The organism is Exilibacterium tricleocarpae, from assembly GCF_007004655.1.
Taxonomy (GTDB): domain Bacteria; phylum Pseudomonadota; class Gammaproteobacteria; order Pseudomonadales; family Cellvibrionaceae; genus Exilibacterium; species Exilibacterium tricleocarpae.
This window is the reverse complement of record NZ_ML660095.1, coordinates 276,649-292,162: the sequence shown is the minus strand read 5'-3', so window position 1 is coordinate 292,162 and position 15,514 is coordinate 276,649. Positions and strand designations below refer to the sequence as shown.

Genomic DNA, 15,514 nt, shown 5'->3' with positions numbered 1-15,514 from the left:
CACCGCTCGACAGCGCCCGCCCTGCCCGTGGCGCCGGGACCGCGAAAGTGATTTAATCGACACTTTTACCCGGTAGTGCGTAGTTACCATGAAAAATATCATTTTCGATCTCGGCGCCGTCCTGCTGCAATGGGACCCGCAGAAAATTGTCGGCGACTTTACCGCCGATACGACCGAACAAGCGCTGCTGCTGGCAGAGGCGTTCGGGCACAGCGACTGGCAGGATATGGATCGCGGCATGCTCAGCGAAGTCGATTTTATCGCCCGCCTGTCACAGAGGTGTCCGGTCTTTTCCAGCACGCGACTTGAGCACCTGCTGCAACAGGTCAGGGACTCTCTGTTGCCGATTGCCAGAACGGAGGCGTTGCTGCACCGGGCCCACGCTGGCAGTAAACGGCTGTACTGCCTGTCCAATATGTCGGTTGAGAACTATGCCTACCTCAAAGACAAGCTGGCATTCTTTGAGCGCTTTGACGGCATCGTGATCTCAGGACATGAACAGATGGCGAAGCCGGACAGCGCCATCTTTACACTGCTACTGGAACGGTTTTCACTGTCGCCCCGGGAAACTGTTTTTATCGACGACCTCGCGGCCAATGTCGAAGCCGCCCGCGACCTCGGCATCCGCAGTATTCAGTTTGAACAGACCGATACCTGCTACGCGGATATAGAGGCACTGTTGACTACCCATACCTGAACGGGGTCTGGCCGCGGCCCGGCAAATGGCTTATAATCGCGGCCACTCGACATTGCGGAGGACGGTTCATGATTGTGGTAAAGCGTAAAACGGCGAAAGAAAAGGCGGCGACCTGACTTTACTCGTTGATTGTCAAGACAAGCTGGTTATCAAACCAGTCGGCAATCGCAACAAGCTAGCTGGCAAATAAGTAGACTGTTACAACGACAACTTGTTACTGCAGCAAATTATTACTGAAACAAATTGTCTTACTGAAACAGATTGTCACTACAAACTGGCCATTCTAGATTGTTACTACAAGTTGTTACTACAAGTTGTTACTACAAGTTAGTACAACAAATTGCTACTGCAATCAGTCACTCCTTTCCCTTCTCGCCCGGTGCAACCGGGTTTCTTGCCGTCCAAGAAGCCTTATTAAGTGGATCGTTAGTCAATCGACAGCCTGTTGATCATGAATCAACAGCCAATCGATAGCTAATCTCATTAATTGAGGTTCAACCTGCCATGTTCAAAATTTCTCTCCCGGAACTCGGGTGGAAACCCTTTTTCCAACAACAAATAGCGTTGGAGGAAGCAGGCAGCCATTTTGCCGTCAGAATCGTTGCCCAACACCGCAGTCAAGTAGTCACCTGGGGTGCCTACGGTGAACAGGTTCTACCCATCGCCCTGCTGCATAAACTGGCAGAAGTGACTGTCGGCGACTGGCTTCTCATCAACCGCAACAATCAGCGCCCGACCCGCCTGTTGCAACGCCAGACCCTGATCCGGCGCAAAGCCGCCGGGCCGGCCGCGGCGACACAATTGATTGCCGCCAATCTCGATACGCTGTTTATCGTCTCCAGTTGCAACAGTGAATTCAACCCGGCACGGCTGGAGCGGTACCTGTCGGTGGCGCTGGAGGCCGGCGTGCTGCCGGTGGTGGTGCTCACCAAGGCAGACCTTTGTGACGACGTTGCGCACTACCAGCGCCGGGCCGCAAAACTGCGCAGCGGCCTGCTGGTGGAATGTGTAAATGCCCTCGATCAAACCACCCTGGAGGGCGTCTCGGCCTGGTGCCGGCCGGGCCAGACAATCGCTCTGCTGGGCTCTTCCGGGGTTGGGAAGTCTACCCTCGCCGGCGCCCTCGGGGTTAGCGGCCTGGCGACGGGTGAGGTGCGGGCAGACGACCAAAAGGGACGCCACACCACCACCCGCCGCTCTTTACACCGGCTGCCGCAAGGTGGCCTGATACTGGATACCCCCGGTATGCGCGAATTGCAACTGGCCGACTGTGAAGACGGCGTTAACGCGTTGTTCGAGGATGTACTGGTCGACTCTCCCTGCCGTTTCTCCGATTGCACCCATACCACGGAGCCCGGTTGCGCTGTACAACAGGCCGTGGCGAACGGCGAACTGGACAGCCGGCGGTTGCACAGCTACCAAAAACTGTTGGCCGAGCAACGCCGCAACCGCGAGACTCTGGCCGAGAAACGACAGCGCCTAAAGACACTCGGTAAAACCTATAAAAGAATTAAGGAGGTATCTCAGCAACAGAAAAACAAGCACTAGCCACGGTTTTACCACCGCCGGGCGAACAGCTTCCCGGTCCTGCCAGATGCCGGCGGCGACAGTGTCGTGCCGGCATAGGCGGGGCCTGCAACATGGCACCCATCGACGCCTGGGATAATTTGTACGCCACTGTTTACTTTGCCGGGGAAACCTCTTAAGGTCGGCAGACGTTCATAAACGGCCGCAGGGGCACCGGCAGCACCATGCATCCCCAAAAACCTGACAAGGGCACCCCATGTTTATCTTCACCATTACCGCCAAGCCTTATCCCAATAACAAAGATGTAGACAAAGACGTGACCGGCGCCAGCATTAAAGCATGGATTAATTTTCCGGAGCGGGAGGCGGCCGAGATGGTGGCGAATTTCTATATTCACCAAAACGGCTGGGGTCCGGAGAACACGACAGAGGCGCTGTGGGTCGAAGAAAAGGACATTGCCGAAGAGGATCGCGAGTTTTACCGCGAAGCGCTTGAGTATGGCAGTACGTTCATATTCAATATCTGGGGCGGCAAACCGCAAGCGGCTGGCGACGAGACTGATGAGGAGTAAGGGACTAAGGCGTAGTGGAGGATACGCTTCAGCGGTCTGTGTGGGTATCTTGGCCTGTATGGCTGATAAGTGATGGGTATGGATAACCAATGGGTGAACTGAATAGGTGCACGGCACGGGTTGGCAGTATGGCTGAGATAGGCAGGTGAGCTGTGATTAAACGCATTTGTCTAACCGGGTTGACGGCACTGGCAGTGGGTTGCTCGAGCCCGGATCACTATACACCGGAAACCACCGGCAACGGTCAAATGGGCGTTATCCTGGGACCGGCGGTCAACGGACAAAAAAGCAATACCCGTTGGGTCAATACGGTCACCGCTATCGATGGCAGGCGCGTCGCCGATCCGCTTGCCGATATCGATATGGCGCCGGGCAGGTACCGTTTGACGCTAAACTGCAAAAAGTCGAAAAAACTCAGCCTCGACGCTACCGTGGAGCTGGAGGTGGCGGCCGGCGTACACTACCAGGTTGCGGTTGATCACAATCGGCAGCGCTGTGTCATCGTTCGCAGTCGCGTCAATGGCCGCGCTGCCTCGACAGCCGGTTGAACACAGAAGGGTATTATTGTGATTCACTGCATTATCGAATATTCGACCAGCATAGATTCGCCGCTCGGTCCGGAAAACCTGATTGAAGCGGTACAACAAGGCGCCACCAATTCCGATCTGTTCAAAGAGACGGATATCAAAACCCGCGTCATTCCGGTCCACCATTATCGAACCGGCACCGAGACGGCTTATTTCGTCCACGTGGTGCTGAAAATCCTCTCGGGCCAAACGCGGGTGCAACGGCAATTGCTCAGCAATATGGTGATGGACTCACTGTCTATGCTGGTCAGCACAGGCTGGTCGATTTCAGTTGAAATCGTTGAGATTGAAAAAGAGTCTTACTCGGAGCTGGTGCTGTAAGCAGGCGGCAGATCACCGGGTACAGCCCTAGCACAGGCGCAGTTCCACCGTCTCAAGGTTGTCGACCGCGGCAGCCAGGTGCGCCACCCGGGGCTCTCGCAAAAGCGTGTAATGGTCACCTTCCAGTACCCGCCATACCACGTCCGCCGACACTTGTCGCCAGGCCTCGCGCAGCCCGGCAACCCTTGTCTGTCGGGCTTGAAAATAGTGCAGCCGGCCGTTGTAATAGCGCGGTTTGAAGGCATGGAACGCCTGCGAGTTACTCTGCATACGGGCAAAGTTCTGTTGCAGCGTGCAGCGTTCGGTGTCCGGCGGGAGCCGCCCTTGCTCGATCCCCCTTTGCAGCAATAATGCCAGCAGGTCGTCACGCGGCAACGCCGACAGCGCGGCTTGTTCACGTGCGCTTATATCCGCAGCGGTAATGCCGAGTTCACCGGCCATCATCGACACCAGCCCAATCTCGTGGCTTGACGTGAGACCGGCGGACGCCGGCAGTGGCGGACAAAGCGTGTCAATCATAAACAAGCTGACTGCGGTATCCTCAGCCGTCAACCGGCAGGCCATTTCCTGCGCGATAGCACCGCCCACGGACCAGCCGCCGAGCACACAGGCCGAAGCCGGCAGCGACTGCTTGAGCGCGGCACAATAGGCCGCCGCCATCGCTGCGATGCCGTCATGCCGATCGGCGCTCATCTGTAAGCCGTAGATGGGTCGACCGGGCGCTAACGCCAACACCAGTTCTCTGTAGCAAGCCACACCGCCGCCTACCGGGTGAACCAATACCAGCGGCGCCAGCGCGGCGTCATCACCCGCCCGCAGTTCCACCAGCGTGTCCGTTTGCTGGCGGCGGGGTCGCGATTCAGCGGTATCGATCCACTCGCCAAGCGCGCGAATAGTGGGAGCTTTAAATAAGGTGCTGAGGGGCAACCGCACGGCAAATGCGCCGGCAATTTCAGCCTGCAGCCGCACGCCGAGCAACGAGTGTCCGCCACTGGCAAAAAAATTGGCGTCGATACTCAATTGCTCCGCCGGAACCTGTAACAGTCTCGCCCATATAGTCGTCAACCGGCGTTCTGCCGGTGTCGTCGGCCCCCTGTAGTCGCCGCCGGCAACAACACCGTGTAGAGACAACAGCGCCCGCCTGTCGATCTTGCCGTTGGCCGTCAGGGGCCAGGTGTCGAGCACGACAATCTCCGCGGGCACCATATAGTCGGGCAGATGGGCCTGGAGATAGTGCGACAGTCCGGCCACCTCGCTGCCGCGTGGCTGCCCCGGCTCGGGCATCACAAAGGCGCTGAGATGGCGTCGATCTTCCCGCACCAGAACCAGGGCTGACGCCACACCTTTATGCGCCGCCAACAGCGTTTCTATTTCTCCCAATTCGATACGGAACCCGCGCAGTTTCACTTGTTCATCCCTGCGCCCGACAAAGGTGAGCCTGCCGTCGGGCAGGTAGCGGACCAGGTCACCACTGCGGTATAGACGCCCGCCCGGCTCGCCGCCAAACGGATCGCACACAAAGCGCTCCGCCGTCAGCGCCGCCTGGTGCAGATAGCCCCGCGCCAGTGCGACACCACCGATCCAGAGTTCGCCCACGCAGCCCCGGGGAGCCAGTTGCCCGCCGGCATCCACCACGTAGCCACGCAGATTCGGTAACATACCGCCGAGGTTCGGCAACTCGCCCGCAATCGGCGCCCAGCAACTGTCCACCGTGCACTCGGTGGGACCGTAGACGTTGTAAGCCCGCCGTCCCGAACGGTGCAGGTGAGCAGTCAGCGTCTGCCACAAAACCGGGGTGATCGACTCGCCGCCCACCATCAGGTCGGGCAGCCAGTCGCAAGGGTCCTGAGCCAGCCACAACTCCAGGCGGCCCGGTGTGCAGTCGAGCACACCGATAGCGTGTTGCTCGACGCTTTGTCGCAACAACCGCGCATCGCGCTTCTCGGCATCGGTCAGCACGGCCAGCGGCCGCCCCAACGCCAGTTGGGTCAATCCCTGTATCGAGGCGTCGAAGCCGCAATCCGCCACCCAACCCCAGGCGCTCGGCCGGGGCGCCAACGCCAGCGAGTCGAGACTGTAGGCCAGATTGACCACACCGCGATGCTCGATCAACACGCCTTTGGGCCGGCCGCTGGAACCGGAGGTATACATGACATAGGCGAGACCGGTCTCCAACTGATGACTCTGCGGCGGTGCGCCGCCATCGTATTCCGCCAGCGCCGCCGCCATGTGATCCAGGGCCAGGGTCCGAACCCCGGCGCGAGCCAGGGCCGTCATGTGTGTCGAACTGGTCAACAGCAACGCCGGGGCACTGTCGTCGATCATCAGACGCAAACGTGCCGCGGGCTGCCGGGGGTCGAAAGGCACATAAGCGCCACCGGCTTTCAAAATCCCCAACACGCCGATCACCAGTTCCGAACCGGGCGCCAACGCCAGGCCCACTAGGGTGTCTGTGGTGACATCCTGTGCACGCAGAAAATGGGCCAGGCGGTTACTGCGAATATCCAACTGGCGAAACGTCAGCCGTTGATCACCGCACAACAGTGCGACACTATCAGGTCTGCGGGCGACCTGCCGGGCAAAGAGCTGGTGCAGGCACCGGCCACCGGGACAGGGCCTGGCGGCACCTTCGCCCAGCAACTTCAAATCGTATTGCGCCTGCACGCTGTGCAAAGACAGTGCGCTGACACGGGCATCGGGAGTCGTGACGATACTGCGCAGTAAAACAGCAAAGTGTCCGGCCATTTGAGCAATGGTGGCGGCATCAAACAGGGCACTGGCATATACCCAGCTCAGATGCAGACCATCACTCTTTTCAACGCTGTTTAACATCAGGTCATACTTGGCAACCGCACTGCCATAGTCCAGGGTGTCGGCAGACAAACCCGGCAGTTCCAGCGCCACCGCCTCATTGTTCTGCACTGACAACATAACTTGAAACAACGGTGAATAACGTAAACTGCGCCGCGGCCGCAGTGCCTGCACTAACTTCTCAAACGGCAACTGCTGATGGGTATAGGCCCGCAGGAGATCACGCTTGGTGCGGCGCAGTAAGGCTGCAAACGGCGGATCGTCGGCCAGGTCGGTACGCAATACCAGTAAATTGGTAAAAAACCCCACCAGTGCGGCCAACTCAGCCCTGGGGCGATTGGCTACGGGCGCGCCGATAACAACATCGGTATCACCGCAGTAGCGCGATAACAGCACGGCAAACGCCGCCTGCAAGACCATAAACAAGGTGGCATCATGGTGTCTGGCTAACGCCTGCAGGCGCGCCTGTAGTTCGGTATCCAGATGCTGGCGGAAGCTGGCACCGGCAAAATCCTGTGTCGCCGGTCTGGCGCGATCCAGTGGCAACCGGTGAACATCCGGCAAATCCGCCAGGCGCGACTTCCAGAAGGCTATGTGTCGCGCCAGGGCCGCTTCATCCAGATGACGCCGCTGCCAATGGGCATAGTCTGCGTACTGAATCGCAAGTTCGGGCAACGGATTGGCAGCGCCACGGGTAAAGGCGCTGTACAGCTCGGAAAACTCCTTCATCAATACACCCTGTGACCAGCCGTCAGAGGCTATATGGTGCATGACCAATACCAGCACATGGACATCTGCAGAGCATTCTAAAAGTGTTACCCGCAACATCAGGTCCGCAGCCAGATCGAACGGTTGCAACGCTGCACTCTGTATATGTGAGGCGAGCGCCTGCCCCTGTTTTTCTACTGGTAAAAAAGTCAGGTGCAGGCGAGGAATCATAAACGTTTTTGCGTCTCGAACGATTTGAAAAGGCTCTCCGGCCAGGGTGCTGTTGATGGTGCTTCTCAGTACCTGGTGGCGGTCAATGATAGCCTGAAAAGTCAGATCGAGTGCCTGTTGATCCAGTGCTCCCTCGAGCCTCAGGGCGGTTAGCATATTGTACTGGCAGCGGTTGGGGCTGACCTGATCGACCAGCCATAAACTGCTTTGTGAGTCGGACAAGTAGGCAAGCCGGTCGGAAGCGCCGGCGTTAAGCGTCTTGAACAAAGCGACCAGCGACAGCTTGTTGCTTGTTAAGAAGTCCCTGTCTGCTTCGCTGAGTCCCTCGCCGCCCACCGAAACTCTCAGGTTCTCGCCGTGCAACCGCACAAAATTCCCATTTTTCGCCAGGGCAATAAGTTTATCGACCAACTCGCTCATAGATCGAATTCTTCACCGAAACCCTGTCGGGTACCCAGCCTGCTTTCGATGGCCGCACCTGGACGATCTTTTGTTTCAATCGCATCGACCACCCTTGCCAGCTCCTTGACCGTTTGCTTTTCAAATATGATGCTAACGTCGACAACCACCGCCATGTGCCGCTCGATCTCCGCCACCAACCTTGCCGCCAGCAGAGAATGCCCGCCCAAGTCAAAGAAGTTATCTGCCAATCCGACCCGGTCGACTTTTAGCAGCGCTTGCCATAACTCGCACAAGTGTTTTTCCGTAACCGTTTCCGGCTCGATAAAGTCATCGGCCGCCAAACCACCGGCGGCGGGAGCCGGCAGGGCCCGCCGATCCACCTTTCCGTTGGGGGTAAGTGGGTAGCTCTCCAGCAGGACAAAGACCCCCGGCACCATATAGTCCGGCAGGGCCTCGCGCAGTTTCATTTTCAGCCAGGCAATAAACGCTTTATCTTCAAAACGCTTATCCCGATCATCACATTGATCATCGCAGTTGCCTGCGCGCACAACGTAAGCCACCAGGCGCTGCTGTCCGGGTCTGTCCTCCCGCTTCACGACCAGGGCTGACTGTACTTGCCCGCAGGCCGAAATCTGCCGCTCGATTTCAGCGGGCTCAATCCGAAACCCCCGCACTTTTATCTGTTCATCCATGCGCCCGATAAAGATCAGGTTTCCGGTGTCCGTGTAACGCACTAAATCACCGGTCTTATAAAGCCGATCGCCGGGTGAGCCGGCAAACGGGTTTTGAATAAAGCACTCCTGTGTGAGTTCGGGCCGGTTGACATAACCGCGCCCCAGCCCCCGACCGCCGATATAGAGTTCCCCGAGAGCACCTGGCGGCGTCAGGCCTCTGCGACTGTCGAGTACATAGAGTTCAGTATTGGCGATAGGACGGCCTATGGTTACCGGCTCGTTCGGCTGCAAGCGGGCCACCGTGGCGCAGACACTGGTTTCGGTCGGACCATAAGCATTATACATAGGGTAACGGGACGACCAGCAGCTCGCCAGGTGCTCATCACAGTTTTCACCGGCCACAACCAGGCATGTCAGTCCGTAGTCCGCCGTTGCGTCCAGGTGCTGCAGGACAGCCGGCGGCAGGGTGGCATGGGTTATAGTTTTGCTTAGCAAAAACTCCCTGAGTTTATCCGGCGACAGCCTTGCTTCTTCACCACAAATATACAACGCCCCGCCGCTACACAGGGCCATCATCCATTCCGATACGCCGGCGTCGAATCCCAGCGAGGCAAACTGCAGTACGCGGCTGCGGCGCCCGACATCGAACAGGCGCCGCTGTGCGAGATGCATGTTCACGGCACCGCCATGCTCGATCATTACCCCTTTCGGCTGGCCGGTGGAGCCGGAGGTATAAATCACATAGGCCAGTCGATCCGGCTGCAGCAGGCGTTGGTGTTTTGGTACATTTTCGGGCGGATACCCGCGCCAGTGCGCCTGCTCCGATGTGCTGTCCAAAAGCACAACTGTGCGGTTGTCAAAACGTAGAGTCTCCGCCAAGTCGGACTCGGTAAGCACCCAGTCGATATCGGCATCGCGCAACAAGAACGACAACCGTTGCGGCGGATACAAGGGATCGAGAGGCACATAGGCCCCGCCCGCCTTGAGAACAGCCAGGATACCGATCACCATATCCAGCGACCGTCTCGTGTACAACCCAACCCGTTTATCCGCCGCCACGCCTCGCTCGCGGAGGTAGTGGGCCAGGCGGTTGGAAATATCATTCAATGCGCCGTAACTCAGCGCCCGGTCCTGAAATACCAGGGCCACACTGTGCGGAAACTTTTCTGCCTGGGCCTCGAACAACTGGTGCATTAAACCGCTGCCGGAAAATTCCTCTTTCGTGCGGTTCAGTTCGTGCATTAGATAGCGCCGCTCCGACTCGGCCAACATGGGCAAGGCGGAAAGTCGCGCATCCGGGGCATCGACCACACCGGTTAACAACCGCACAAAGTGATCGTTGAAAGTCTCAATACGCCTTCGATTGAACACCGCCGTATCATATATCCAGGTCAGGTTCATCGCCTTACCGGTGTCTTGTACAATAATATCCAGGTCAGATTTTGCGACAATCAAGGGCGTTTCGACGGGGCTGCAGCGCACGCCCGGTAAACTTATATCCGTCGCCTGACCGGCGCCGGTCAACGTAAAGGCAATCTGAAACAAGGGGGCGAAGGCGGCACTTCGCGGTACCTTGAGATGTTCCACCAGGTAGTCAAATGGCAGGTCCTGATTAGCCTGGGCCTCCACATTAACCGTTTTGACGTGGTCCAGGTAGCCGGTAAAATTTTCGTGGTTGACACACGTTCGCAATACCAGAGTATTGACGAAAAACCCAATCAACGGCTCCAGTTCGACCCGCGGGCGGTTGGCGACCGGGGTACCGATAACCACATCGTCGCTGCCACTGTGGCGGGACAGCAGGATACCCAAGGCTGCGTGCAGTAACATATGAAGAGTCACGCGCTTCTCACCCGCCAGTGTCCGCAGGCGCCCGGCGATCGCTGCGGATACACAGCCTTTCACCATCGCACCCGTATACTGCTTTGTCGCCGGGCGTCTGTGATCGGGCTCGATCGCGTGAACTAAAGGCAAATCCCGCAACTGCGTCTCCCAGTATGTAAGTTGTGCCGCGATTGCATGGTCCGACAATGACTGTCGTTGCCAACTGGCATAGTCGGCATATTGAACGGGCAAGTCACTTGAAGGGTCAATATCGCCGTTCAAACCGGCCCGGTAAAAGTCGGTAAATTCCCTGCTGAAAATTCCCAGCGACCAGCCATCGGCGGCGATATGGTGCAGACAGAAGATCAAAATGCCGCGCCTCGGCGCGAGGTGCAGATAGGATGCCCTGATCATCAAATCCCGAGATAAGTCAAAGGTCTGCACACTGTCTTTTTCGATAAGTTCAGATACTTTATGGTGTTGCTGTAAATCCGGCAGACCCTGTAAGTCGTGCCGTTCAATTGTGAACTTATATTTTTCCATCACCACCTGTACGGGACGGCCCCCGCGTTCGACAAACACTGTTCTGAGTGTCTGGTGTCGAGCAATGATGTTTTCCATGGCGCGCTCGGCGACAGTCACATCGAAACGCCCTTCAATCGCCAGTGCCACAGGGATATTGTACTGGGAGCTGCCGCCGTGCATGCGATCAAGAAACCACAGGCGTTGTTGAGAGAAAGACAACGGGATGTCTTCTCGCGTTTGCAACACAGGGATAGTGGGACTTTCCGGGCTGACACCGAACTGCTCTTCAGTATAACCCAAGACCCGCGCCACCTGTTTTGACCTGGCGCTGAGAAAATCTGTCGCAATGGACGATCGCCAGGCGACAGCCACTCGCCGATCTATCTTTCGATGATCGGCAAATTTGATATCACCCAGCATCCGTGATTCACTGTGTACCCCGCCGCTCATACGCCGCTGTGTGCCGTCGTAGGGTTGCAATAGCGCCGCATCGAAAGGTATATCGATAAAATCGCAAAGCCTTTGCATTTCTTCTTCGGGTCTGGCGACCAGTTTTTCGAACACCACTCGTTGTTGCCGCGCAGCGGGAATAGTCTGCAAAAATTCCAGAATATTGAGATGACACCCCGTCCATAGCAACTCGGCCAGTTGTCGGGTAGTATGCTCGTGGTCATTGAGAAACAACAACTGGTCCAGTTGCGCCTTTTCGAACGATGCTATCATCCCATACGGGTGGCGCACCAGGTGAATGTAGTGGGCGTTGGAAAAGTAGTGTTCCGCCCGCTGTAAAATATCCAGTGAATAGGCATAAGACGGTGTTTTGTCTACCAGCACTTCCCCGGCAATACTCGATTGGAGAAATTCATACATTGCGGCGATAGACATATCGCCGGCTTCGAATTCCTCCATCAGGGCCTGCGCCTGTTTGAGGTCCATGTTGTTTGCGGTCATAAGAGCCAGCCAAACCCCCTCCTGCCAGAACTTGTGAGGTCCGGAAAAGGCCTGGCGGCGCTGTTTCAACGTATCGAAAGCCAGCAACTCCAGCTCGGGCGGTGCAAACAGTTGTGGGTGACCGGCCAACATAACGCGCAACAGTGTGGAGCCTGACCGGGGTGGCGACAGTATAAACAACACCCTCTCATTGCCGGGCGGTCCGCAGGTCGGCACGGCAGGCAATACCGGGACCAGGCGACTTAAAGCTTGCTGAGCATCGGCACCGACAACCGATACCTCGCCGGACCCGGTAGCTTGCCCCGTTGCCACCGCCAGCAACCCCTTGGCGACTAAAGCCTGCCCGTAGTGACGGGCGAGATAGCCGGCAAATTCCGATACTGTCGGCGCTTCGAACAGCACAACTAAATGAATGACTTCCCCGATATACTCCTGCACTTGATTGACAGCCCTTATCGCCAGCAGTGAATCGCCGCCCATCTCGAAAAAACTGTCGTCGACGCCCAGCGCTTGCAGCCCCAACACAGACCGCCATACGTCAATGAGATAGCGCTGTAACGGATCGACTGGCTGTTCTTGCGCGACCGCCGCGGCCTTATCGACCCGGGGCGGCGGCAGCTTCTCCCGGTCGACCTTGCCGTTATCGTTTAACGGCAGGCTGTCCATGACGACAAAAAAAGCCGGTATCATGTACTCCGGCAACTGCGCCGACAACTCGACTCTAAGAGCCGAGACCCACGCACGTTCAGCCTGCGACTTTTGTATCGCCACCGGCACTACGTAGGCGATCAGGCTTCGATTTTCGGCCTTATCTTCGCGCACCGTGACCAGACAGGCCTGCACATCACTCAACAGCGACAGTTGCTGCTCTATCTCCCCCAGTTCCAGTCGAAACCCTCTGATTTTCACCTGTTCGTCATTGCGGCCGAGATAAGTGAGTTGACCATCGGCGCTCATACTGGCCAGGTCACCGGTTCTGTACAACCGAGTCAGACCCGCGGTACGCATTTTCTCCGAACTGAACGGATTTTCAACAAACCGCTCAGCAGTCAGCAGCGGTTGATTCAAATAGCCCTTGGCCAGGCCGGCTCCGCCTATATGTATCTCACCCGGCGTTCCCGGCGGCACCGGGTTACCGGTCCTATCCAGGAGGTATATGGCCTGATCGGCAAGGCGTCGCCCCACATAAGAGCGCTCCGCATCGGCGCGTTTGAGCCGTTTCAGGCTGGCATGCACGGTAGTTTCAGTAATACCGTACATATTCACCAACTCTGGCCGCCTGTCCCCATAGTTCTCCCACCAGCGCCTCAGACTGCCGATATGGAGAGCTTCACCGCCGAAAATAATGTAACGCAACCGCGGAAATTGAGCCCGGTGTTGCAGCGCAAGGTGGCTGAAAGATTTAAAGGCGCTTGGCGTCTGATTGAGAATGGACACCCGGCAACACTGGCACAGCTCGATAAACACTTGGGTATCACGCGTCGCCTGATGACTCGGAATAACCAGGGTGGCCCCGTAGAACAGCGCGCCCCATAACTCCCAGACGCTGAAATCAAATGAAACCGAATGAAATAGTGTCCAGACATCCCGCTCGGAAAACGCAAAGTCAGATTCGGTAACGGCAAACAGGCGCGACACATTGTCATGGGTTTGCAGTACGCCCTTCGGCTTACCCGTGGAACCGGAGGTATAGATGACGTAGGCCAGGCTATCCGGCGTTTGCATCGCGGTGTCGGCCGGGACGGCCAGCGCGCGTTCCGGGTGATCGACCCGGCGCGCCTCGCAGTCCACGCAGACAAATTGAATAGAGTCCGGCAAGATCAGTGACTGCTGCAGTTTCGATTCGGTAACCACATAGGCCAGGTCGGCATCGGCCATGATAGAGTGCAGTCGACTTTGCGGGTAACCGGGGTCCAGCGGCACATAGGCGCCGCCGGCCTTGAGTACGCCCAGGATAGAGACCACCAGGCCGATAGAGCGCTCGACATAGAGACCGACCAGCGTACCAGTCTCCACACCCCTTGCGGTCAAACAGTGGGCGAGCCTGTTCGACGCCTGCTCCAATGCCCGATAAGTCAATACCTCGCTCTGATAGACCAGCGCCACTTTATCCGGCGTGCGTAACACCTGGTTTTCGAAGTGTTGGTGAATCAACCGGGTAGAGCGATAGTCAATATCAATTTCATTCAACTGATACAGCAGGTGGTATCTTTCAGACGCAGATAGCATCGGCAAATCCGCCAGTGCTGCACCGGGCGTATCGACCATCGCGGTCATCAACCTGACCAGGTGTTCATTCATCTGTGCTATACGCTCCAAGTCGAACAGAGCCGTGTCAAAAAACCAGTTCAGCGATATGACTTCCTGCTCCTGGCTGACAATCAAATTCAAATCAAACTTGGCAGCGGTATCTATACCATCGACCGGAGTGAAGTTAACACCGGGTAAGCTGAGTTCCGGCTTTCCTGTCGTATTCATACTCAACAAAATTTGTATCAGCGGCGTAAACCGGGAAGTCCGCACTGCTTTCAGGCGATCCACCAAGTGTTCGAACGGCACATCCTGGTTCTCCTGGGCTTGTTGGTTAATCGACTTGACATGTGCCATATAATCCGCAAGCGATTGGAAGTCAGTGTTTACCCGCAGTACCAGGGTGTTGACAAAAAAGCCGATAAGCGGCCCCAGTTTGGCGTGGGTGCGGTTGGCCACCGGGGCACCGATAACAATATCCCGGTCATTGCTGTGCCGCGCCAACAGTAAACTAAACGCCGCGTGCACAACAACGTAGAGTGTCGTATCGCAACTCGCCGCCAAGCGCCGCAAGCCGTCGCTCAAGGCAGCCGGCAGGCGCCATGCATAGGTGGCGCCGGCGTGGTCATCAGATTCTCCCCGCGGTCTGTCAGTGGGCAGGTTATGTAGCGGCGGAAGCGCCGCCAGCTGGTTATCCCAGTACTGCAGTTGCCGCTCCCACGGTTCCCCGCGACGACGCTGGTGCTGCCAGAGCGCATAGTCCACATATTGAATCTCGAGTGGCCGCAGCGGGTCGCCCCGACCGTGGCGACAGGCGTCGTACTGAACCAGAAACTCCTCGATAAACAGAGCCATCGACCAGCCATCGGCGGCGATATGATGCATATTCAGCAGCAGCGTTCCCTCGTGTTGGGCGCCGTCACCCCCCTTGTGCATATAAGCGCCTCTAAGCATTAGATCGCGACTCAAATCAAATGGCCTTTCACTCTCCGTGCGAAGGATGTCACTGACTCTTTGCTGTAGTTGGACGCCTGACAGGTCTCGAAGGTCGTACCGTTGCAACCTAAATTTGAAATCGACATCGATAACCTGCCTAGGTCCGCCGTTGCGTTTTACGTATCGGGTCCTGAGAATTTCATGGCGGGAAATTATACGGGATATCGCTCGCTCCGCGACGCCGGCGACAAAATCACCCTTTATATCGACAACTTTAGGAATGTTGTATTCAGGACTGCCGCCTTTCATCTGATCGATAACCCACAGACGCTGCTGGGCAAAGGACAGGGGATAACCATCTTCGCTCGTCCGCGGCGACTTGACGATATCAGTGGTGGTGCCGGCATCGGACTGCGCTGCTTTTTCTTCCAGGCGCCTGCGTAAGAGTTCGCGCTTGTGTTGCAGGCGAACCTTGTCGCCGAGCCTGCTGTTCACGTTG

7 protein-coding genes are annotated in these 15,514 nt (G+C 57.2%); 5 read left to right on the top strand and 2 right to left on the bottom strand.

From position 1 onward, the window contains the following. The first annotated feature begins 88 nt into the window (after positions 1-88). From FKG94_RS15740 to FKG94_RS15720, 5 genes are all read left to right on the top strand, one after another. On the top strand, positions 89-697 hold the full coding sequence (locus tag FKG94_RS15740; RefSeq protein ID WP_142905268.1) for an HAD family hydrolase: 609 nt from the start codon (positions 89-91) through the stop codon (positions 695-697). A gap of 504 nt (positions 698-1,201) precedes the next feature. Further along, complete coding sequence (rsgA, locus tag FKG94_RS15735; protein WP_142905267.1) at positions 1,202-2,245, top strand: ribosome small subunit-dependent GTPase A; 1,044 nt, start codon at positions 1,202-1,204, stop codon at positions 2,243-2,245. A 235-nt stretch (positions 2,246-2,480) separates the two neighbouring features. Further along, positions 2,481-2,795, top strand: coding sequence for a hypothetical protein (locus FKG94_RS15730; protein ID WP_142905266.1), 315 nt, complete (start codon positions 2,481-2,483; stop codon positions 2,793-2,795). Between the two features lie 152 nt (positions 2,796-2,947). After that, the gene (locus FKG94_RS15725; RefSeq protein ID WP_142905265.1) at positions 2,948-3,343 is read left to right on the top strand and encodes a hypothetical protein; all 396 of its coding nucleotides are present in this window, start codon (positions 2,948-2,950) and stop codon (positions 3,341-3,343) included. A gap of 18 nt (positions 3,344-3,361) precedes the next feature. Beyond that, a complete protein-coding gene (locus FKG94_RS15720; RefSeq protein ID WP_142905264.1) occupies positions 3,362-3,703 on the top strand; it encodes a 5-carboxymethyl-2-hydroxymuconate Delta-isomerase in 342 nt (113 codons plus the stop codon). A 27-nt stretch (positions 3,704-3,730) separates the two neighbouring features. On the opposite strand, the gene FKG94_RS15715 is transcribed toward FKG94_RS15720, so the two are convergent. Both FKG94_RS15715 and FKG94_RS15710 read right to left on the bottom strand, forming a co-directional pair. Next, positions 3,731-7,873, bottom strand: coding sequence for a non-ribosomal peptide synthetase (locus FKG94_RS15715; RefSeq protein WP_142905263.1), 4,143 nt, complete (start codon positions 7,871-7,873; stop codon positions 3,731-3,733). Further along, entirely contained in the window at positions 7,870-15,510 is a 7,641-nt protein-coding gene (locus FKG94_RS15710; RefSeq protein ID WP_142905262.1) for a non-ribosomal peptide synthetase, read from the bottom strand. The genes FKG94_RS15715 and FKG94_RS15710 overlap by 4 nt, the downstream gene beginning before the upstream one ends. Positions 15,511-15,514 lie beyond the last annotated feature (4 nt).